23 protein-coding genes are annotated in these 21,790 nt (G+C 43.0%); 10 read left to right on the forward strand and 13 right to left on the reverse strand.

The window, feature by feature from the left end; all coding sequences use genetic code 11:
* The first annotated feature begins 59 nt into the window (after positions 1–59).
* On the forward strand, positions 60–770 hold the full coding sequence (locus tag AC4CV5_RS17220; RefSeq protein WP_490923423.1) for a membrane lipoprotein lipid attachment site-containing protein: 711 nt from the start codon (positions 60–62) through the stop codon (positions 768–770).
* Positions 771–809: 39 nt separating this feature from the next.
* Here AC4CV5_RS17220 and AC4CV5_RS17225 read toward each other — a convergent pair whose 3' ends face one another.
* The 3 genes from AC4CV5_RS17225 to AC4CV5_RS17235 all read right to left on the reverse strand — a co-directional run bounded on the left by AC4CV5_RS17225 (position 810) and on the right by AC4CV5_RS17235 (position 4,216).
* On the reverse strand, positions 810–1,997 hold the full coding sequence (locus tag AC4CV5_RS17225; RefSeq protein ID WP_222143640.1) for a glycosyltransferase: 1,188 nt from the start codon (positions 1,995–1,997) through the stop codon (positions 810–812).
* 160 nt (positions 1,998–2,157) lie between these two features.
* Entirely contained in the window at positions 2,158–3,420 is a 1,263-nt protein-coding gene (locus tag AC4CV5_RS17230; protein ID WP_166854129.1) for a glycoside hydrolase family 18 protein, read from the reverse strand.
* A gap of 121 nt (positions 3,421–3,541) precedes the next feature.
* Positions 3,542–4,216, reverse strand: a complete 675-nt coding sequence (locus tag AC4CV5_RS17235) for a GntR family transcriptional regulator (protein WP_373924336.1) — start codon at positions 4,214–4,216, stop codon at positions 3,542–3,544.
* A 233-nt stretch (positions 4,217–4,449) separates the two neighbouring features.
* On the opposite strand from AC4CV5_RS17235, the gene AC4CV5_RS17240 reads away from it, so the two are divergent.
* Positions 4,450–5,187 carry a sulfite exporter TauE/SafE family protein gene (locus tag AC4CV5_RS17240; protein ID WP_222143637.1) on the forward strand — a complete coding sequence of 246 codons (738 nt, stop codon included), beginning with the start codon at positions 4,450–4,452 and terminating at the stop codon, positions 5,185–5,187.
* A 35-nt stretch (positions 5,188–5,222) separates the two neighbouring features.
* Here the strand turns inward: AC4CV5_RS17240 and AC4CV5_RS17245 are convergent, their stop codons facing one another.
* Entirely contained in the window at positions 5,223–6,431 is a 1,209-nt protein-coding gene (locus tag AC4CV5_RS17245) for a Bcr/CflA family efflux MFS transporter (RefSeq protein WP_490923424.1), read from the reverse strand.
* Positions 6,432–6,776: 345 nt separating this feature from the next.
* Between AC4CV5_RS17245 and AC4CV5_RS17250 the strand changes: the two genes are divergently transcribed.
* Together AC4CV5_RS17250 and AC4CV5_RS17255 are read left to right on the forward strand one after the other, a co-directional pair.
* Entirely contained in the window at positions 6,777–7,271 is a 495-nt protein-coding gene (locus AC4CV5_RS17250) for a MarR family transcriptional regulator (RefSeq protein WP_222143635.1), read from the forward strand.
* A gap of 15 nt (positions 7,272–7,286) precedes the next feature.
* Positions 7,287–7,916, forward strand: a complete 630-nt coding sequence (locus AC4CV5_RS17255; protein ID WP_003240607.1) for a nitroreductase family protein — start codon at positions 7,287–7,289, stop codon at positions 7,914–7,916.
* A gap of 41 nt (positions 7,917–7,957) precedes the next feature.
* Here AC4CV5_RS17255 and AC4CV5_RS17260 read toward each other — a convergent pair whose 3' ends face one another.
* The 4 genes from AC4CV5_RS17260 to AC4CV5_RS17275 all read right to left on the reverse strand — a co-directional run bounded on the left by AC4CV5_RS17260 (position 7,958) and on the right by AC4CV5_RS17275 (position 12,572).
* Positions 7,958–8,698: an SDR family oxidoreductase gene (locus AC4CV5_RS17260; protein WP_490923426.1), complete on the reverse strand. Its 741-nt coding sequence runs from the start codon at positions 8,696–8,698 to the stop codon at positions 7,958–7,960.
* Positions 8,699–8,718: 20 nt separating this feature from the next.
* The gene (locus AC4CV5_RS17265; RefSeq protein ID WP_490923428.1) at positions 8,719–9,321 is read right to left on the reverse strand and encodes a TetR/AcrR family transcriptional regulator; all 603 of its coding nucleotides are present in this window, start codon (positions 9,319–9,321) and stop codon (positions 8,719–8,721) included.
* Positions 9,322–9,459: 138 nt separating this feature from the next.
* The gene (locus AC4CV5_RS17270) at positions 9,460–12,117 is read right to left on the reverse strand and encodes an MMPL family transporter (RefSeq protein WP_490923429.1); all 2,658 of its coding nucleotides are present in this window, start codon (positions 12,115–12,117) and stop codon (positions 9,460–9,462) included.
* Entirely contained in the window at positions 12,114–12,572 is a 459-nt protein-coding gene (locus AC4CV5_RS17275) for a MarR family transcriptional regulator (RefSeq protein ID WP_248602482.1), read from the reverse strand. The genes AC4CV5_RS17270 and AC4CV5_RS17275 overlap by 4 nt, the downstream gene beginning before the upstream one ends.
* A 166-nt stretch (positions 12,573–12,738) precedes the next feature.
* On the opposite strand from AC4CV5_RS17275, the gene dinB reads away from it, so the two are divergent.
* The 3 genes from dinB (at position 12,739) to vmlR (ending at position 16,770) form a co-directional block, all read left to right on the forward strand.
* Positions 12,739–13,257: a damage-inducible protein DinB gene (gene dinB / locus AC4CV5_RS17280; RefSeq protein WP_248602481.1), complete on the forward strand. Its 519-nt coding sequence runs from the start codon at positions 12,739–12,741 to the stop codon at positions 13,255–13,257.
* Positions 13,258–13,431: 174 nt separating this feature from the next.
* Entirely contained in the window at positions 13,432–14,808 is a 1,377-nt protein-coding gene (locus AC4CV5_RS17285) for an amino acid permease (protein WP_222143630.1), read from the forward strand.
* Between the two features lie 333 nt (positions 14,809–15,141).
* The gene (gene vmlR, locus AC4CV5_RS17290; RefSeq protein WP_490923431.1) at positions 15,142–16,770 is read left to right on the forward strand and encodes an ABC-F type ribosomal protection protein VmlR; all 1,629 of its coding nucleotides are present in this window, start codon (positions 15,142–15,144) and stop codon (positions 16,768–16,770) included.
* 40 nt (positions 16,771–16,810) lie between these two features.
* Here vmlR and AC4CV5_RS17295 read toward each other — a convergent pair whose 3' ends face one another.
* Both AC4CV5_RS17295 and AC4CV5_RS17300 read right to left on the reverse strand, forming a co-directional pair.
* The gene (locus AC4CV5_RS17295) at positions 16,811–17,377 is read right to left on the reverse strand and encodes a TetR/AcrR family transcriptional regulator (protein ID WP_166854142.1); all 567 of its coding nucleotides are present in this window, start codon (positions 17,375–17,377) and stop codon (positions 16,811–16,813) included.
* A 21-nt stretch (positions 17,378–17,398) separates the two neighbouring features.
* Entirely contained in the window at positions 17,399–18,577 is a 1,179-nt protein-coding gene (locus AC4CV5_RS17300) for an MFS transporter (protein ID WP_166854143.1), read from the reverse strand.
* A 486-nt stretch (positions 18,578–19,063) separates the two neighbouring features.
* Here AC4CV5_RS17300 and AC4CV5_RS17305 point away from each other — a divergent pair, with 486 nt between their 5' ends.
* Entirely contained in the window at positions 19,064–19,393 is a 330-nt protein-coding gene (locus AC4CV5_RS17305; RefSeq protein ID WP_166854144.1) for an HIT domain-containing protein, read from the forward strand.
* An 11-nt stretch (positions 19,394–19,404) separates the two neighbouring features.
* Here the strand turns inward: AC4CV5_RS17305 and AC4CV5_RS17310 are convergent, their stop codons facing one another.
* The 3 genes from AC4CV5_RS17310 to AC4CV5_RS17320 all read right to left on the reverse strand — a co-directional run bounded on the left by AC4CV5_RS17310 (position 19,405) and on the right by AC4CV5_RS17320 (position 20,975).
* Positions 19,405–19,878: a GNAT family N-acetyltransferase gene (locus AC4CV5_RS17310; RefSeq protein ID WP_166854145.1), complete on the reverse strand. Its 474-nt coding sequence runs from the start codon at positions 19,876–19,878 to the stop codon at positions 19,405–19,407.
* 156 nt (positions 19,879–20,034) lie between these two features.
* On the reverse strand, positions 20,035–20,379 hold the full coding sequence (locus AC4CV5_RS17315; protein ID WP_166854146.1) for a DoxX family protein: 345 nt from the start codon (positions 20,377–20,379) through the stop codon (positions 20,035–20,037).
* Positions 20,376–20,975 (reverse strand): TetR/AcrR family transcriptional regulator, encoded by a 600-nt coding sequence (locus tag AC4CV5_RS17320; protein WP_166854147.1) that lies wholly within the window; start codon positions 20,973–20,975, stop codon positions 20,376–20,378. Before AC4CV5_RS17320 ends, AC4CV5_RS17315 begins: the two co-directional genes overlap by 4 nt.
* Positions 20,976–21,208: 233 nt before the next feature.
* Here AC4CV5_RS17320 and AC4CV5_RS17325 point away from each other — a divergent pair, with 233 nt between their 5' ends.
* Together AC4CV5_RS17325 and AC4CV5_RS17330 are read left to right on the forward strand one after the other, a co-directional pair.
* Complete coding sequence (locus tag AC4CV5_RS17325; protein WP_148964515.1) at positions 21,209–21,481, forward strand: spore germination protein; 273 nt, start codon at positions 21,209–21,211, stop codon at positions 21,479–21,481.
* 62 nt (positions 21,482–21,543) lie between these two features.
* On the forward strand, positions 21,544–21,786 hold the full coding sequence (locus tag AC4CV5_RS17330; protein ID WP_014112826.1) for a spore germination protein: 243 nt from the start codon (positions 21,544–21,546) through the stop codon (positions 21,784–21,786).
* Positions 21,787–21,790 lie beyond the last annotated feature (4 nt).

The following is a 21,790-nucleotide window of genomic DNA, read 5'->3' on the forward strand; positions in this document are numbered from 1 at the left end:
ACAAGGTGTCCCGTTGCTTGTATGAAGTAACGGGATCTCTTTTTAATGGAGGAATCATCATGAAAAGAATTCTTTCAATTTTTGTTTTTGCCATCGTGCTTGCGGGCTGCTCATCGAACGCCAATTCAGAAAAACAAAGTGCGACCGGCGAGCAAGCGGTAAAAGCCACACCGCAAAGCACATCATCTCTAAAAGACAGTATTGATGAGTATCAGCCTAATTCCCAAGTAACCGATGACCGGTCATTGCTGAAGGTTGGCCAAACGTTTTCTGGTGACAAGGGAAAAGCTGTTTTAAAGGATATCAAGCAAGTGAATCAAACCTATAAGATTGGCGATGTGGAGTTAACAGTAAAAGAAATGAAGCTGATCCATCTGCGTCCGGATTACAGCATGATTGATTATTTTCATGTGTTAACACATGATGAAGAGTTTGATTTCGTTAAGGTCTTCGTTGACATCAAGAACACCTCTTCAAAGAAAGTAAACGTTGCGCCGATTGCCTTGATGAAAACAAATACAGGGGAAACCTTTGATTGGAACAAAGACATTTATCTTGAAGAGTTAAATGGTGAGTTGGAAGGAGGAGCCGAAAAATCCGGAAATCTTGGCTTTATTGTGAATGCATCAAGCGGCCATGCACACGATGAAGATGCTGATGATAAGGAGAAAGAAACAGCGATCAAGTGGATCGAAATCAAAACAAGTGACGTCTTTGACCACAACCATAAGAAAATCAGTGATGCTCAAAAGATCAAAATCAAGTTTTAAAATGAAGAACTCCCGTACCAGGTACGGGAGTTCTTTTGCTTACTTGGTTTTTTGTTGAATCAATTCGTCAATCCGCTCCATCACTTCATCCATGTTCATAGACTCTTGGAAGCTTTGATTGATTTTTTTAATGCCTTCCGTATATTGATCATGATGTAAAACCGCCTCTACGCCCTGTTTTAATTTTTGTACATCGACTTCATCTTTCGAAATGACATAGCCTGCATGGAGTTCAGAAAGGCGCTGCGCCACCATCGGCTGATCCTTGTCATGAGGCATTACAACCAGAGGCACATTGAAATGAATGCCTTCATTTACGCTGTTCATTCCGCCATGTGTAATGAAAACATCAGCATGCTCCAGCACTTCCAGCTGAGGGACATATGGGGCGATGATAAAGTTTTCCGGCGCCCGCTTTAATTTGGCCAGGTCCGCTTTTTCTCCGGCTGCGATGATAACTTTTCCGTTAAAGCCAGAAAATGCATCAATACAAAGGTTGAAAAATTCCTCCGTATTGTCGAGAACAGTCCCCATTGAAATGTAAATGACCTTTTCATCTTTTAACTGTTCAATCGGGAAATCTGATTTTTCCGCTCTCTTTGGAAAGCTGGGGCCGATAAACAGACATTCATCCCCGAAACGATCGCTTTCAGGCTGAAAATAACGGCTCGTATACACTACATTCAATTCCCCTTTATTGTTCATGAATTGAACCAGGTTTTTCGGGGCAACACCATACATTTCTTTCATTTTTGCCAAAAGGTCTTCGCATTCTTGATCCAATTCAAGCGGCGCTCCAGACTCAGGGTGCAGGGGCAGGATTTTCAGATGCTCTTCGCCAAACAGGAAGGACGCTGATGAAGCGACCCCTGGAATATCTAAGTAATCCCTCACCAATTCCCCCGCGCCGAATTTATCATAATACACAAAATCAAATTGAATGCTCTTAGATAAGTCTTTGACTATATGTAAAATGTCCAGTGAGGTTTTGATATGGATCTTCAGGAAATCAAGAATGCCATTGGGCGAAGCGATATGGATAGGTGTTGTCCGCAGCAGATCCCGGTGAAGATGGACAGTCGCTCCCGCCGCTTCTAATCGTTTTTTATATTTTTCAGTGGAAATATAATGGACGTCATATCCCTTATCGGAAAACGCTTTTGTAATGCCTAAGGTAGGATTCACATGACCTTCCGCAGGAAAATTCAAAATCAATACTGACTTCATCTAGACAACTCCCTCTCACATCGTATTCTGAATCTTTGTTTGATCAGACTACTACTAATCGTAAAATGGGAACGTAACCCATGCAAGGGACTAATGAATGAACAATTCTGCTGCTTTGGACTAAAATCTAAAAAAAGACACCCAGCTTTGGTGTCTCTTTTTATACCTTTCTGATCGTAAAAAATTTCCGCAGAAGCCATGGGCCTGGCGTAAAACCCAAGGTTAACTGCCAAGCGCCTATGGCCTGCAATCCGTACTCGCGGACGATCAGCATCTTCTGGCTCATGCTCCTGACATCTTCGAACCATACCTCATGTGTCCGTCCCTGCTGATCTCTGTATCGGAAAAAAGGTGATTGATATTCGGCTGAATATTGTATCGGGGCTTGGTACCGCATCGCTGTTTCGATTGCGTTTTGATTTGAAATGGCTGAAGCAACTGTGCCTGGCTGGTACGGGATGATCCAGTCGTACCCGTAGAGCGGGACTCCGATGATCATTTTTCTGCTTGGCACCTGCGCAATCGCAAACTCAATGGTTCTCCTGATCTCAGTAATTGGCGCTACAGGACCCGGCTCACTTCCGGCATGATGCCAATCATAAGCCATGATAAACATATAATTGACAACTGCTCCTATCCCTCCATAATCGTAGCCTCTCAGCCATGGGATATTATCGCTTGTTTTTGCCGGAACAGCGATCGTCAGTACATACCCTCCCGCCTGAAGACGATCTCTCAGCTGACGTAAAAACCCAGTAAAAAGATCACGATCCGCGGCGCTCACCTGTTCAAAATCGATTGTCACACCTCCATATCCCCTTGTGGAGACTAAGTAATAAATATTGTTGACCAGATTGGTTCTTGCTGTCGGATTGTTCAGGACTTGGTGAACAAGTTCCGTACTGAAGCCTTCTGATGTAAGGTTTGTTATGGTGGCAAGCGGCGTCACTCGTCTTTGCCATGTTGTCTCAATAGCCGCCGCATCATTCAATTGGTTTGCAATGTCGCCGTTAGGTGCAATATGGTATTCGAAAATCGAAATCGAAGACGAGTATGGCGCATAATCGTTGATTAATTCCCGGTCGAGGTCAGGGTTTCGGAGCACATAAAAACTTAACGTACCCGCAATGTAATTTGAGATAGAAGGAATCGTTATTTTTGCTCCCGCTTGTAAAGCATTTGGGTTGATGCCCGGGTTTGCGGCCTGCAATCGCTCTAGGGGAACAAACGCTTTTGCCGCAATGGCGGTCAGCGTGTCTCCCGGCTGAACTGTATATACATAAAGAGGGATTAGCAGAGCCTGCCCCGGCACTATATTCGTTTCGTCTAACCCATTCACACCCCGGATTTGATCAACAGAAGCACCGTAACTTCTGCCTATGGAAAACAAAGAATCACCAGGCCGGACGATATGAATAAACATGTTTAACCCCCATTATTCGTTAATAAATCCATCATAAAATGTTATTAACGGGAGCCCTTTTATATGTTTGTGAAAACAAAAAAACCAAGGAGCAGCTCCCCTTGGTACTGTATCACGCAAATCAATTCTCTTTTCCTTCTTCAAGCACTCTTTTCAAATGCTCACAGTCATGATTGAAATGAGCCATCACATACTGTTTGGCTGCTTCTTTGTTTTTCTTTTTCACTTCTTCAAATATTTTGCGGTGCTCACTCAGTATCGTTTCTGCACGGTGGTCGCCAGTATAATTAAGGATTCTGCAAAAGTGAATCAGATCATTTACATGCTCAAGCAAATTTTTCAAATGCCGGTTATGGCTAAAATCCACAAGCAGCTCATGAAACCTTTGGTTTAAATGGATGATTTCCGTGTCTTCCATTCCGTTGTGAATGGCTTTTTCTGTTTCTTCAAGCTGTTTTTCAAGCATGGCAAGCTCTTTCTCATCCGCTTCGTCTATGACTAACTCGACTGCCAGCTGCTCCAGCGGAATTCTGATTCTATAAATCTCATCTACATCTTTTGCCGTTAATGACGTGATAGAAAATCCATTTCGGTCATCTGCTTTTAACAAACCGTCTTTCTCAAGCAGCCGCATGGCTTCTCTTATCGGAGAGCGGCTGACGCCAAAGCTTTTCGCCAGCTGTGTTTCGTTTATCCGTTCCCCCGGCTTAAAAGTCCCGTTGAAGATCATTTTTTTCAGCTGGTTATAAAATTGCAGGTAGTAAGGAGTCGGTTTGTCTAATTTAAAATCGTCCATATATAATACCTCTTTTGAATATATTCAGGGGCTTTTCTTCATCAAAATCATATAACAGATGGTAATGGGAAGCAACAAACTGCCTTGTCAGATTTCAGAATATGAGGTACGATATGTTTGCTGAACGACGGTCGACGGACTACTGGAAACTATTTTACACCGCCAATAGGACACCATACCTCCGCCAGAATAGCGCACTTATTTTATTAGATCTTTTCAATGGAGGAAAAAATATGCTCATCATTTTTGTTATGTTTCTTCTCGGAATTATTTTAGGCTTTATTGGTGCCGGGGGAGCAGGATTTGTCATTGCCCTTTTAACTCTTCTATTTCATGTTCCGATTCATACGGCTTTAGGCACTTCCCTCGCCGGGATGGCTTTCACCAGCTTATCAGGGGCGTACAGTCACTATCGTGAAGGGAACATTCAAATGAAAATCGGCTTAACAGTCGGATGCTTTGCTGCGGTCGGCTCATTTTTCGGCGCAAAGCTGACATCTTTCATTCCGGCTGATTTGCTTCATTACTTGACGGCTGGGATGTTATTTTTATCAGCGATTCTCATTTTAATCAGATTGTTTCTTTTAAAAGAGAAGGCACAAGTGAATCAAAGCACTCTTTCAACGTATACGAGAGCGGTTATCTTAGGAATTGTAGCAGGCGTTCTTTCCGGCACATTCGGCATCGGGTCGGCACCTTTTATTCAAATCGGTTTAATGATTATGCTGAACCTGTCCATCCGCCATTCTGTGGGAACGACGATGCTTGTGATCATCCCTCTCGCTGTAGGAGGAGGCATCGGATATATCACAGAAGGATTTGTCGATTATATATTGCTGGTCAAAGTTCTGGTCGGCACAATGTGCGGTGCCTATGCAGGCGCGAAATTCACCAACCTCATGCCAAAGGTGGTCTTAAAATCGGCCATCTTCTTGACTCCTGCGATTGCGGGCCTGCTGTTGTTATTCTAAATAAAACAAAAAACCTGACGTCATGTCAGGTTTTTTTATGAGTTTTGCTCCGCTTGTTCTTTCGTTAATCCAAAAAACGCCAGTGAGCCGATGACCGCTGTCACAAACATGATCGCTCCCATCGGAATGGCTGTCGTCTCGTTAATGCCTACAAGCGGCGACACGATCGAACCGAGGAGCAGCGGAAGCATGCCGAGCAGCGCACTTGCACTTCCGGCACGGTCCCCCTGCTTCTCCATGGCCAACGTAAACGTGCTGGTCAAAACCATGCCGATCGTAATCATGTAAATGAAAATGGATATGACTAATGTGGCAAGAGGGCCGTGAATTAAGGTCATGGTCAACAGCACAGCAGTCGCAATCATAGCCGTAATGACTGCGATGCGAAGCAGGCTTTTTTCATGAATGATTCCGCCAAAGCGCCCAATAATAAAACTTCCCGATATAATTGCCAGGCCGTTAATGCCGAAAAGAATACTAAACACCTGCGGAGACACCCCGTAGATATCCTGGTATACAAATGGTGTACCGGATACATAAGCAAAGCTTCCACCATGAATAAATCCGACAGTTAACGCGTACCCCATAAAGGACCGATCCTTCAGCAGGCTGCCCATCGTTTTTACAGACGTTCCAATTGAGCTTGGAATCCGCTTTTCCGGCGGCAACGTTTCTTTTAAACGAAAAGCAATCAAAAAAACAAGTAAAAATCCAATGATCATTAATACGTGAAAAATCGTATGCCACGTTGCAAATGGCAAAAGCAAAATGGCACCGCCTGTCATAGGTGCAACCATTGGCGCAACAGCTGTAATGACCATTAACAGCGAGAAAAATTCAGAAAGCTCTCTGCCGGTAAACACATCGCGGACGATGGCGCGAGACAGCACAAGCCCCGCGGAAGCGGTAAACCCCTGTAAAAAACGCGCAGCCACTAGTGTTGTAATATTGGGCGACAGCGCACAAAACAGAGAAGATAATGCAAATAAAAAAATACAGATTAATAGCGGTTTCCGTCTTCCCTGCGCGTCACTGACCGGCCCGACAATCAGCTGGCCGATCGTAAGCCCGACCAGACAGGCTGTTAAACTTAACTGTACAAGTGAAGCACTTGCTGATAAGTCACTCGCGATTTCAGGAAAACTCGGCAAATACATATCTATATTAAGCGGGCCCAATATAGCAAGCATGCCGAGCAGAAACGCCAATGCCAAGCGTTCTTTTCCAGTTGGATTGTGCAGCATGTTATCAAACCTTCCCTTCAACCTAGTCCCTTATGTAAAATCGATATCAACTCCAACGATGGATTGAAGCTGTAAAACATTTGTATATTGTATCATAACTTTCAGCCTGTGAAAGCAGCTTGAGCACGGTCTCCAGCAAAGTGACATTTCGAACTACTATAAAGGGGATAATGCGGGGAATCATCACGTGACCAGCCGCTACATGATCTGAAGAAACGCCCAGCTTTTTTCTGCTGATGTATGATCCCGAGCCGCAAGGATGAAAACAACCTCCCAGCTAAATACGTGGGAGGTTTTTCAAATGTGCAAATGACTTGCAAGTTGGAATCAATCGTTGTATATTAATTGACGTGTCAATCATTGATATATCAATTAATAGTTTTGACAAGAAGGAAGGGATGGGTTTTGGCGTCATTTTGTTCAGAGGAAGCCGAGATTTTATATCAGCTGCAAGGCGTGAACAAGGTGATTGGCGTGAAGTTCGAGGCATGCACGGGCATCAGCCAATCTCGTTTGGAATTGCTGACATTGCTTTATCATGCAGATGAGATCAGTCAAAGCGACCTTCAAAAGAAAGTAAATATTGATAGCGCCGCCGTCACTAGACACTTAAAACAACTGGAAGCCAAAGGCATGGTCTCAAGACGGCGCAAGCCTGAAGACAACCGCATCACCCTTGTTCGGTTAACAGACCAAGGTAGAGAGCGCATCGAGTCTTCAAAGAAAGAAAAGGAGCGTTTCATGAAGGAAATGCTCGCAAATGTAAATGCAGACGAGCGCCGCCTGCTCATTGATGTGCTGGCGCGCATGCGGAACAACATAGACAATATCAAAGCATAAGAGGAGTGTATCAACATGATCAAAACAAACGATTTTATGGAGATTATGAAAGGCCGCCGTTCTATTCGCAACTATGATCCGACAGTGAAAATCACCAAGGAAGAAATGACAGAAATCTTAGAAGAAGCAACAACTGCTCCATCTTCTGTCAACGCACAGCCGTGGCGTTTTCTCGTCATTGACAGCCCTGAAGGAAAAGAAAAACTCGCACCGCTTGCAAGCTTTAACCAAACTCAAGTCACAACATCATCTGCCGTCATCGCTGTATTTGCAGATATGAACAATGCAGACTACTTAGAAGAAATCTATTCAAAAGCCGTGGAACTCGGTTACATGCCGCAGGAAGTCAAAGACAGACAAATCGCCGCGCTAACCGCTCATTTTGAAAAGCTGCCGGCACAGGTAAACCGCGAAACGATCCTGATTGACGGAGGTCTTGTTTCAATGCAGCTGATGCTGACTGCACGTGCGCACGGTTATGATACAAATCCGATCGGCGGATACGATAAAGAAAACATCGCGGAGACGTTCGGATTAGATAAAGAACGTTATGTACCGGTCATGCTTCTTTCTATCGGAAAAGCAGCAGACGAAGGCTATGCTTCCTACCGTCTGCCGATTGATACAATTGCAGAATGGAAATAAAACAAAGAGCCCAGATCTATTTTCTGGGCTCTTTTTGAATCTTAAATAAATCCGCCGTTCACACGAATCGTCTGGCCTGTGATCCACTGTGATTTTTCACTTACCAAGAACTCAATGACATTTGCAATATCTTCGGGTTCGCCAATTCGGCCGAGTGCAATGGTCTTTTTCAAGCCTTCGATTTGCTGTTCGGTTTTGCCAACAGTAAACAGCTCAGTATTTACAGGCCCCGGCGCAACCGCGTTAATGGTGATTTGCTTCTCTGCGAATTCTTTTGCAAGCTGGCGGGTGAATTGCTCAACCGCTCCCTTTGTTCCTGCGTATACGCTGTACGTCGAAAACATTTGCCCAACGACGGATGTAGAGAAGTTGATGATTCTCCCCTTTTCCTCCATGTATTTCATTGCTTGCTGGCAGGCGAAAAATGTTCCTTTTACATTGAGATTAAACTGCTTGTCGAAATCTTCCTCTGTTACTTCTTCGATTGGCTGATAAATATTGATACCCGCATTGTTGATCAGAATATCTACTTTTCCAAATGCCTCGATGGTTTTTGTAAATAATGACTCTGCGCCGGCTACCTTGCTGAGATCGGCTTGGATAGCTACAGCTTCTCCGCCCTTTTTCTTGATGCCTTCCACAACCTCTTCCGCTTTTTCCGGGCTGCTTGAAAAATTGACTGCCACTTTAATGCCGAGATCAGCCAGCTGTTCGGCAATCGCACGGCCGATTCCTCTTGAAGCTCCCGTTACAATCGCTGTTTTACCATTTACCTGTCCCATGTATGCCACCCTCCGATTGATTACGATTTTTCCGTAAAAGCCAAAAAACCATTTTCAAGTAATGACCAAACATTTTCAAATTCCTCTTCAATCGTATCTCGTTCCCACTCGTACGCATGAGCGGGATGATGAAAACGTTCTGTCGCGAAAAAAATGCCCCGCGCCAGCTCCTCATGATCCTTTGTTTTTGTGTCACAGTCATTCAAAAGGACACTCAACTGCTTGACCATATGAACAATGCTTTTGTTGACCATCTCCGAGCATTCACCCGTCACTTTCGTATACATGGCAAATAATTCTTCATCTTCTAAAGCATAATACCGCTTAAGATCAAACAATTTCTTGATATACGCTTTTACATGCGCAGTGCCTTTTAGAGAAGAATCTTCATATACAGCGGTAAGAGGCACGATGATCTTTTCATTCAGCCACATTTCAGTCGCCGCTTCCAAAATCTCTTTTTTGCTTTTGAAATGGCGATAGATCGTTCCATGGCTTACCTGTAATGCTTTCGCTACATCTGTAATCGAAGTTTTCGCGACACCAAAACGCCTTAATGTTTCTTCTGTCGCTGCCAGTATTTGTTTTTTGGTTAATACGTCACCTTCTGAAGATCTGTTCATAGTACTGCGGCTTTTCAGGGCCGCATACAACACCTCCCTGAAGACATCTTAGCAAAACCACAAACAAATGACAAATATCCATTTCTGTCATTTGTCACAAAAAAAAGAGTGATGTACTATGCATCACTCTTCTCTCTATTATTCTTTGATTTTCTTTCTTCCAAACGGCCACCAGTTGCCTTCGCCAAAGGTCATGATGATTGCCGGAATGAAGAGCGGGAGAATGACAAGGCCGTAAAGCAACAGCCCGATAATGATGACACTTGCCACCTGCATCAGCGTATTGACGCCTGAAGGCATCATCGCCGCGAACGTTCCGGCCAAAATAATGGCCGCCGTAATAATGACGGATCCCATTTTGCTCATTGATCTGACAACACCTTGCGCAATGCCAAGGTGCACCTCTTCCTTAAATCGGTCCAACAAGAAGATCGAATAATCCACGCCTAACGCGATCAAGATGACAAAGCTGAAGAATGGTACCGCCCAGCTGACGCCGGTGTTTCCTAAGCCGTTTACAAAAATTAATTCCGTTATGGATATCGAGGTGTAATACGTCAGCAGCAGTGACGCGATCATATAAATCGGCATGATCATTGATCGGAACAAAATCGTTAACACAATAAACAGGCCAATAATCATGATCACCATTGTTCTGGAGAAGTCCGTTGTGGAAAGCTCTTTTAAGTCAGCATTCACACTCGTGACCCCGCCGTATACGATCTGTGCATCCTCGAGAGGAGTGCCGTCCACTTCGTTTGCTACAGCTTTTTTGATTTGGTTTATTGTTGTAATGGCTTGTTCTGAATAAGGATTAGAGTCCAAGACGACGCTTAATTGCACGCCTTTGCCGTCTTCAAAGGAATATTGGTCGATTGACTTCTTAAAGTCTTTATCCTTCATTACTTGATCAGGAATGAATATCCCTGTATCCCTTACGGTTGAGCTTTTGCTCATATCCTCTAACATATCACTGGAAGCTGTAATGCCGTCAGAGATTTTCGTCAGGCCATCATTTGCACTCTTCACACCCCCGGCAAGCTTCTTCAGGCTTTCGGTCAGTGTTCCAGCTTGTGCCTGCTGGCCTGAGAGCTGCTGGTTCGCTTGTTCAAGTCCGGTTTGAATCTGTCCAAGCTGTCCGCTGATTGCCGTAAGCTGCTGCACGGTCTGTGCAGTATTGCCGGATTGGGAAATCTGTTTGCTCACGAGCTGCAGTTGCTGATTGATTTTGCCCAATCCGTCTGCCGCATCGCCCAGTGAACCGCCGGCGCTGCTATTTGAGGCTGAGACGGTTTGACCCGTCATTTGATTCAACCCGTTTTCGATATCCGTTAAACCGCTTTGGACATCGGCGATTCCTTTTACCGTCTTATCCAGCCCGTCTGAAACTGAGCCTAGCTGTTTATCAATATATAAATCTTTGATTTTTTCACCAGTCGGCTGCGTGATGGTCATGACAGAGTCAACATGCTCGACTTTCTCAATCGCTTTGCTGATATTTCCGAGATAAGGGATTGTATCAGCTGTTGTGAGATCTTTGTCTCCTTTTACGACAACATTGATCGGGAACGCTTTCCCTTCACCGAATCCATCCTTGATGGCCTCGAGAGCTTTTACTGATTTATAATCGCTGCTGATTTCCGCAGTCGAATCGAATGAAATCTGGTCATCATAGGTCAAAATGAACGGAAGCGTGATAATCACCGTGATGACAATAAACAGAAACGGACGCACAACGGAATGTCTGCCGAGAAACGCCCATAATTTGTTGTCACTGTGCGACAGCACTTTCTTAGAAGGCCAAAATAATTTTTCGCCCAGCGTCACCATAAATAATGGCAGCAGTGTATAGAGAATGATCATTAATATCCCTACACCGACTGCTACCCCTACTGCGGATTGGAAAATCGCAAACTTCGCAAATCCTAAGGCGGAAAATCCGATCAATACCGCAAATCCACTAATAAATAAGGTTTTTCCCCCCGTACGGTAAGCGATAAGCGCCGCTTCTTTTTTGTCATGCCCGTTCGCTAACTCTTCACGGAATCGGGTAAGAAGCAGAATGCAGTAATCTGTTCCGATACCGAACAGGATGGCAACTAAGAAGGTTTGCGTAAACGTCGAGATAGGAAAATCAACATTGTACACAAGGATGCCCAATATGGATTGACTGATCAGATAAGAGAAACCGACAACTACAATCGGAATAAAAGGCGTCACAACAGATCGGAACACGATCAGCAGTAAACCGATGATCAAGCAGACTGTGATCACTTCCGTTTTCTTGAGCCCTTCTTCTGAGCTGTGAGCGAAATCCTGATTAATGAGAGAGGCTCCCGTAATATATGCAGTCAAATCATTAGGAACGATTTTATAAATATCATCCGCGATTTTTTCCGCTTTTTTATCAGAACCTGTAATCGTGACAGGAATGAGAACGGTTTTTTTGTCTTTTGAAATCAATTGGTCTTTGACTTCTTTGTCTGCTGTTAGAGGAGACGTTATTTCTTCTACACCGTCGATCTTTTTGACTTTATCAATCATTGTCCGGAGCTGATCCTCTGTTTCTTTCTTCAAAGCGTGATCTAATGTAAAGACTATACTGATCGAATTATTGTCTTCGCCCGCTTGTTTTAAAATGGCATTTGCTCTTTCTGAAACAGCATCTGCAGGAAGCTGGGCCTGCCCCTTTTGATTGGCCAGCTCCGTTAAGTTCGGAGAAAACAAACCCAAAACGACGGTAAGTGCTAATATAACCGCTGCAATTGCCCACTTGAATTTGATGATTGGCCTCATTCTGCAGAATCTCCTCCTTTAAATTTGCTTTTTAGAATGGTGAATATCTCTATGATGGAATTTAAGTGTTTCTCATCTATATCATCGATCAGCTCTTTGAGAGCATTAAAAATGGCTGAATCTAATTCTTCCAGTATGGTTTCACCGCTGGATGTGATGTTAATAAGCTTAGAGCGCTTATCACTTTTCGCCGGACAGGCATCCCATTCAACCAATCCCTTATCGAGCAGCTTTTTCAGCCTGTTTGAAATCGCGCTTTTATGTACATTTTGATACATGGCTAGGCTGCCGGGAGAGGTTGGGCCCTTGACTTTTAAAATTTTTAACAGGTCTGCCTGCTCCCTTGAGATATTCTTGAAGACATCCTGATTGATTTCATGATGCACAAACTCTGTCCCTTCAAGTAATACTTCCACGAACAGGTTTATCGCCTGACATAGCTTTTGTTCATTCAACAACTGCCCCTCCTCACTATAGTTTACCCCTCTAAACTTTATGATCAATGTCAATTAGTTTATTCCCCTAAACTATGTCTGTCAACAAATTTTATTCACGAACACCTTACCAGGAACGCTTGTTCGTGTATAATAGACGTTATAAACGCGAAAGGGGAAAATTAACATGTCAGATTTTTCATTAAAATTGTATGAATATAACGTCTGGGCCAATCAGCAAATCTTCAACCGATTAAAAGAGCTTCCACAAGAGGTGTACCGCCAAGAAATCCAAAGCGTGTTTCCGTCGATATCCCATGTGCTGTCTCATGTTTATCTTTCTGATCTCGGCTGGATTGAAGTGTTTTCCGGCCAAAGCATGACTGATGCTTTGGCATTAGCTGAACAACTTAAAGAACAGACAGAGGCAAAAGAAATGGAGGAAATGGAAGACCTGTTTCTGACATTATCCGAGCGCTATACATTATTTTTACAGCAAAAAGAGCAGCTCAATAAGCCCCTCCAGATTATAAATCCCTCAGGCGGAATCATGAAAACGACTGTTTCTGAGCTGGTTCCCCACGTTGTCAATCACGGGACATACCACCGCGGCAATATCACAGCAATGCTGCGGCAGACAGGATACGCATCCGCTCCGACAGATTATGGGCTATACCTGTACATGAAAAAAACTGAAATGGCATAAAAGAAAGCGGCTCCCTAAATTGAGCCGCTTTTTTTATGATGCATCGTTCAAAACCATAAAAATTTCTTTTCATATTTCCTGTATAGTAAAAAAGATAGAAATTTTAGTGTTATAATAATCATTAAAAATATATTGCTGACCCAATAAACAATTTTCAATGGAGGAACACACAAAGTGACAGACGATATGACGAAAGACAATATAAATCAGCAAAAATTGGAGAGAGGCTTGAAAAACAGGCACATCCAGCTCATCGCCATCGGCGGGGCCATTGGAACGGGCTTATTTCTCGGCTCAGGAAAATCCATTCATTTTGCCGGACCGTCGATTCTATTTGCTTACATGATCACAGGCATCATTTGCTTTTTGATTATGAGATCTCTGGGTGAACTGCTGTTATCGAATTTGAACTATCACTCTTTTGTTGATTTTGTACAAGACTATTTAGGCGATATGGCAGCCTTTATCACCGGCTGGACCTATTGGTTCTGCTGGATCTCGATTGCAATGGCTGATCTGACAGCCGTCGGACTTTACACTCAATATTGGCTTCCGGGAGTGCCGCAATGGGTGCCCGGCTTAATCGCTCTGATTATTTTACTGATTATGAACTTGGCAACCGTCAAGCTCTTTGGAGAATTAGAATTTTGGTTTGCTTTAATTAAAGTCATTGCCATTTTGGCGCTGATCGTCATTGGCCTTGTGATGATCTTTAAAGGTTTTTCCACAAGCTCAGGCGTCTCCAGTTTCACAAATCTCTGGAGCCACGGAGGTATGTTCCCGAATGGCATGCACGGGTTTATCCTCTCGTTCCAGATGGTTGTATTTGCCTTTGTCGGCATTGAGCTGGTCGGACTGACAGCCGGTGAAACAGAAAACCCTGAAAAAGTAATCCCTAAAGCGATCAACAATATCCCTGTCCGGGTCCTGCTTTTCTATATCGGTGCTCTTCTCGTGATTATGAGCATCTATCCTTGGGATGTCATTAATCCTAGCGAGAGCCCATTCGTACAGGTATTTGTCGCGGTCGGTATCGTCGGGGCAGCAAGCATTATCAACTTTGTGGTGCTGACATCCGCTGCCTCAGCATGCAACAGCGCTGTATTCAGTACAAGCCGTATGGTCTATTCCCTTGCGAAAGATAACAATGCGCCTGAATCAATGGCGAAACTGACTCCGCGTAAAGTACCTAGAAATGCGTTGTTCTTTTCAGCTATCGTGATTTTAATCGGTGTTACGTTAAACTACATCATGCCAGAAGGCGTATTCACCCTGATCACAAGCATTTCAACCGTCTGCTTTATTTATATTTGGGGGATTACGGTCATCTGCCATATGAAATACCGGAAAACAAGACCTGAATTAGCGAAAACAAACAAATTTAAGCTTCCGCTTTACCCGTTTACCAATTACCTGATTCTTGCGTTCCTGGCGTTTATCCTGGTTGTGCTGGCATTGGCTGAGGATACTCGTGTTTCCTTATTTGTCACGCCGGTTTGGTTTATTTTGCTGATTGTGATTTATAAAGTGAGAAAAGCGAAGCATCAATAAGATTCGCAGCTCCTGCCTCAGAAATGAGAGCAGGAGCTTTTTTGATGAAAATAAATGACAAATGACCTTTGCTTTTGAATTTGAAGTTATGCTATAGTGTGTGTAATCAAAACAAGAAGGGATGATGGGTGGACAATGATTAACTAATCTTATTTTTGCCGTTTGAAATCAATATTTCAAATCAGAAAAAATAGGATTAGTCTGCCCATTTTCTATATATACGAATTGCTATTTATAAATAAATAGCTTATTTGATCATGCAACGGCGCGGCTAATCCTTCCAACACATTTTGGGAGGATTTTTTTATTCTCCCTTTAAAGCGAGGGATATGGATGAAAGAGATCGTAACATTAACAAATGTCAGCTATGAAGTGAAGGATCTGACTGTTTTTAAAAACATAAATGCCAGTGTTCAGCAAGGAGATATCATTGGGATTATTGGAAAAAATGGTGCTGGGAAGTCTACGCTGCTGCACCTCATTCACAATGACTTAGCTCCTGCACAAGGACAAATCCTTCGGCAGGATGTAAAAATGACGTTGGTTAAGCAGGAAACCGCGTCGTATTCCTTTGCGGATCTAACGCCTGCCGAAAAGAAGTTACTGGAGAAATGGCGTGTGCCCGTCAGGGATTTCCAACAGTTAAGCGGCGGTGAAAAACTGAAAGCACGGCTGGCGAAAGGACTATCAGAGGATGCAGATCTTTTACTGTTAGATGAACCGACAAACCACCTTGATGAAGAAAGCTTGCAATTTCTCATTCAACAGCTGAAAAGTTATAGAGGCACTGTAATTCTTGTTTCTCACGATCGTTATTTTTTAGACGAAGCCGCAACAAAAATATGGTCGCTCGAAGCTCAAACCCTGATTGAATTCAAAGGAAATTACTCTGGGTATATGAAGTTCCGGGAAAAGAAAAGACTCGCCCAGCAGCGTGAATATGATAAGCAGCAAAAAATGGTTGAACGGATTGAAGCACAAATGAATGAGCTTGCTTCATGGTCGGAAAAAGCCCACGCCCAATCGACGAAAAAGGAAGGGTTTAAAGAATATCACCGGGTAAAAGCGAAGCGTACGGATGCCCAGATTAAATCCAAGCGGAAGCGGCTTGAACAAGAGCTGGAGAAAGCAAAGGCCGAACCCGTTGAGCCGGAATATACTGTCCGCTTTTCAATTGATACAACCAAAAAAACAGGAAAACGTTTTTTAGAAGTTAAGCATGTAACGAAGGTTTTTGGCGAAAGGATCCTCTTTAAAGACGCACATTTTACAATTCAGCACGGCGAAAAAGTTGCGATCATAGGACCCAATGGCAGCGGAAAAACAACATTATTGAAAATCATTCTGGGACAGGAAACGGCCGAGGGAAGCGTATGGGTATCGCCGTCTGCAAATATCGGCTATTTAACGCAAGAGGTGTTTGATTTGCCTTTAGAACAAACACCGGAAGAGTTATTTGATCATGAAACATACAAAGCAAGAGGGCACGTTCAAAGTCTGATAAGGCACTTAGGTTTTACAGCTTCGCAATGGACTGAGTCGATCAAGCATATGAGTATGGGTGAACGTGTAAAGGTCAAGCTGATGGCATATATGCTGGAGGAAAAAGACGTGCTGATTTTAGATGAGCCGACAAACCATCTCGACCTGCCGTCACGCGAACAGCTGGAGGAAACACTGTCACACTACAGCGGCACATTGCTGGCGGTTTCACATGACCGATACTTTCTCGAAAAAACAACAAACAGTAAACTCGTCATCTCAGACAATGGCATCGAAAAGCAATTGAGTGGCGTTCCATCAGAAAGAAATGACCGGAAGGAGCTTCGTTTAAAGCTTGAGACAGAAAGACAAGAAGTGCTGGGCAAGCTCAGTTTTATGACGCCAAATGATAAAGGGTACAAGGAGCTTGATCAGGCTTTCAATGAGCTTACGAAACGAATGAAAGAGCTGGATCAATAGCGTGTAGGGGATACCAAGGGCTGTTCGCCCTTGGTATTTTTCAAACTTTCGCCTTCAGCCCTCGCCAAAAAATATCGAAGGAAATCTCTAAAGACCGCTCAAATGATTGTTTATTCTCGTAAACCAGCTGAATGTTCAGCCCGTCAAAAAGAGTGATGAAGGCTATCGCACACTTCTCGGGCGGACAAGTGATGCCCGATTCTTTAAAAACAAGTGCAACCCGGCTTTTCAAAGCATGCAGAAACATCAGGTACTGGGCTGAAATAAAATCACTTACTTCAGCAGGAGCCTTAAACGACATCGCCTGCAAAAAGGCTACATTGGGCATAGCATGAAAGCGCATCTGTGTTTCTTTTAAAAAATCATATATAAGATTCTTGGCTGGCATATGCTTTCGTGATTCAAAAAAATCATTGATAAACGCTACTTCTTCTTCAACAATCTCGGGGTACACTTCCATCAGCAGATCCTTTTTTGACGAGAAATGGTAGGACAGAGATTGTTTCCGAATTCCTAATTCTTTTGCAATATGCGCCATTTTGACTCCCTCGTAGCCAAGTTCATTAAATTGGCGAACGGCTGTGCGTTTTATATTCTCACGGGTCACTGTTCTGCCCTCCCCAAATTATTACATCCGTTTTCTCTTGGAACAGATAAATAAAATATATAATAAAAGAAACAGCAGGTACACCAAAATAGAAGCGATATAAAGCTCCCGATAAGAATAAAGCGTTGCCACCACACCTAATAACAACGATCCTCCGCCAATTCCCATATCAAAAAAATTAAAGAATGTCCCCATAGCATCCTCATGTTCATGCTCTTCTACAAGATTGATACACCATGTCTGGATAGCCGGAAATATTGAGCCGAACCCAAATCCGTAACATATTGCCGCTGTAAAAAACATTGCATTGGTTTGGGCAATATATAATATTGAAAGGCCTGCTATTGAGAATATTGATGCGGGGATAAGGATGGCTGCCGCTCCGAATCGGTCAAATATTTTCCCGGAGATAAGACGTATAAAAAAACTGGCTGCTGCAATCAGAAAGAAAAACATTCCGACACTTCGGAAACCCTTTTCGATCGCATAGAGCGCAAAGAAGGACATAATCCCTGATGCAGCAATGCCGACTAATAAAATTAAAAACGAAGGAAACAGCACACGTCTTTCTAACACCTTTATCTTTACCCTTCCCTTTTCACCCGTGTCTTTTGCTTCAGGCCGCCTCCGCACAAGTGCAGCCATAAGCACTGCCAGTAAAAGAATGGACATCCCGCCTAGAAAAAGCCTCTCAAAATCATAAAGCTCCAGTGCTGAGATACCAATCATAGGCCCAACCGAAACAGCAATCGTTTCGCCTACCCCAAAATATCCAATCCCCTCGCCTCGGCGCTCCTTCGGAATAATCTCCGCGGCAATCGTCGCAAAATAAGTAGTTGCTAATCCAAAACCGGCACCATGTATTAAGCGAATGAGCAATAGGACGCTCACATCTGACGCCAGATAATATGCACCGGTTGAACAGGCACTGATAACAATTCCAAATATAAGTAAATATTTTTTATTAAATCGTTGAGCCAAAACCCCTGCAAAAGGACGTATGGCAATGGCAGATATCATAAAAATCCCTGTAACCAATCCGACTTGCTTTGCCCCGCCTCCGATAGCAGTTACAAACAAAGGCAATGTCGGCAATAACATTTCAAACACCATAAATAAAAATGCATTTGAAAGCGTGACAAAAATAAATGATATAGACCACATTTTTGCAGCATGTATTTTTTCCACCTGTAACTCCATGAGCTTCTTCTCCTTTTCTGTTGATCGATTTAATTGGATACACTCACTTTATCTGACTATAGTCAGATTGTAAACTGGAAATCCACGAAAAATTTATGTAAACCACTTATTTTTAAATGTTTTTCACTCAAAAAAACTGACAATAGTCAGACATCCATAAAGAAGAAAATAAGTTTGATTCGATCGTTACAGGCGAGGAGCTCCGTAAAATGTTGACGATTTCAATAATAATGTACATAAAAAAAGAACAACACACGTTGTCCTTGTTGATATCTTAAAGTACCCTGTCACCACTTCCAGATAGGCATTTCCATACTGGAGGAAAGGATCAGAGCCTGGCTGCCATCATAGGACACCATTTTGTTTTCAAACATCAAAACGAACTGAAAATGATAAAAAGTGTTCCCCTACATCAAATGCAAAAGAAGGAAAATAACGGAAGACAGTAGAAGAATAAACCCAACAAACAAAATGAGGATGGATCATATGACTGAAGACTTTTACTGTGATGAGGTATTTAGCGGCAAAACGAAAGTGACTAAGGTAATAGAGACGGATAACGTATTGGCTTACTATCATACAAAGCCTTTTTATCCGGTTCATATTGTAGCTGTTCCCAAGAGACATATCTCTTCGTTAATCACCTTGGAAGAGTCCGATCATGACTTACTTCTTGAATTAATGAGTGTCATTCAAGAGGTCGCTTCCATGGTGACGGAAGAAAAAGGCGCATGCCGTGTAATCACCAACTTAGGAGCTTACCAGGACTCTAAACATTTACATTGGCATATTGTGTTTGGAGAACCGCTTAAGTAAAAGCGTCTGGGTCAGCACAGCTGTTTCCGCATACGTATATTGGTCATGGCATAGCCCATCTTCTGATAGAGATGGACGGCTATCTCGTTGTGCGCAAACACATGAAGCGCAATTCTTTCCGCTCCAATCTCTCTTGCTCTTTCATCCAGCGTTTGAAGCGCCAATTGCGCCAGCCCTTTTCCGCGATAGGCTTCATATAATCCAAAGGAATAAATAAACGCTTCCTTTTGTGGATGGAGCGGATCAGCATACAGCCAAAGCCAGCCTATCCTTTCTCCTTGTTCATTTGTAATGTTCCAAAAGTTATGATTGCTGCTGTTTCGACCATCCGGAATCATTTTCTCATATGCTTGCTTCGATTTCTCAATCGCCTCTTTTTCTGTCCAAGTTCCCGACGCAATGTTTTGTTTCGCATAATTTTGCACGGACATCCCGCGAAATGCTTTGAACTCTTCCACAGTCATATCTTCCAAAGTTAACGTCATCCTGTATTCCTCCTTATGAAAAAAGTCCAGCCAATGCCAGACAATTGAAAATCTCTTCAATAAGCCGTTTTCAGCCTTTGACTCTCTATCATTCGATAAGAGAAATAGATTTCCTGCAAACCAGTATAAAAGACTGTGAGAATATAAGAGAAAAGCTTACGTGACCTCCCAAATGATTATCATGATCGAAACAATCAAACAGATCATTGCGGGTATCGCCATGAGAACCGATTGACGTGCTCGAACAATGTGCCCATGAACCGCTCCCGCCATGAGAAAGACAAACAGTACGCCTGCTCCAAATACTGCATACCGATTCCAAATTCCCGCTGTCATAGCAAGTGCCCCGGCTATTTCAAGAATGCCAGTAACAGTCAGAAACCACAATGGATATTGATAATGCCGCCAATGCTCCACTTGAAAGGGAACGCGGAGCACCTTTATGATCCCTCCCGCGAGCATAAAAGCTGCCAAACTGACTTTCATGATCATAGATATCATCTTACGCCACTCCCTTTTGGAAGCATCCCGTATATTAATAGATTCACAACCTGTGCTGCGAGGCTCGCCGGATCTTTGATTCCGGTTAACAAAAATGAATCGGTTAAATGTTCGATCATGCCGATCAAACACTCAGCGACCGTTTCCATGTCGAGTTCGGAGTGAAAATAGCCAAGCCGCTGTTCTGCTTCTAAGTTCTCTTTCAAAACCATCGCCAAGTCTTTTTTCATTTGTTTCGCTTCTGGGTTCAGAAAAAAGCCGATCTTCGTTACATCCTTGTCCTCAGCCAGACATTGAAAAACAGTTTCCACAGCAGACAGCACCCGTTTTGACACATCCTCCGTCTTTAAACCGTTTTCCAGAAGAAGAGACTCTGTCAGCTTTCTTACACGAGAGTGAAAATCGGTGATTAACTCCTCAAAGACGGCTTCTTTGCTTTGAAAGTACAGATAAAAGGAAGGCTGCGTCAGCCCAGCTTTTTTCACAATTTCACTTACTTTTGTCTCATGAAATCCCCGAATCGAAAATTCATTAGCAGCAGCTTTGAGTAATCGTTTCCGGCTTTCTTCTCCTTTACGTCCTTTTTTGCTTTTCAACTAGGATCATCCTCCACAAAAAGATACTCAAAAGTAATGTTACTCGTGAGTATTGTTTCATAGCATTGGATTTTATGTCAATGAGTTTCATTTTTCTCCAGACTTGTCCTGCCCATTTTACCCTCATCTCATTATATAGGCCGCCTCATTGCTTATTGAATCTCTAATACAAGGAACAATTGGATGGCGCGGCGCATACTGTACTGTACAGAAGGATGGGAAGGTGTGATGGGATGCCGACTACAGTAATCAATCTATATTACTTGAAGATCAACAGCATTTCAGGCAATGGTTCAATTACAATAGGCGAAGCCGCATATAACAGCCCTACCAACAATCAAAAATCTCAAGGAACCAATTCTTCTTTCGGTGATACATCACCTACAGAATCAGTAATGGAAAACTTCTTAAATGATCCTGATGTAAATGATCAGACATCTATCGGCAGCTCTGCTACATCCAACGTTAATACACCTCCGATTGTACCGCCGCCAATCTTAGATTAAAGGGGTTTCGTTTATGCCATATCAAATTAATATCGCGAATATAAAGGTTAGGGGTTTCGTTTATGCCATATCAAATTAATATCGCGAATATAAAGGTTAATGGAGTTACGCAAAACGGGAATGTGGATATCGGTCCAACTTTGCATAACAGTCATACAGCGAACAGCAAATATTTTGGAGCAAACTTTTCTTTAGGGGATTTTTCGCCTTCTTCTTCACTTTTAAACACTGGAAATCTTGATACTGACGTCAGTGACCAAGACAAAATCGGAAATTTTTCTGCACCAATTGCAAATCAAATATAAGGAG

The organism is Bacillus sp. NS1, from assembly GCF_058248265.1.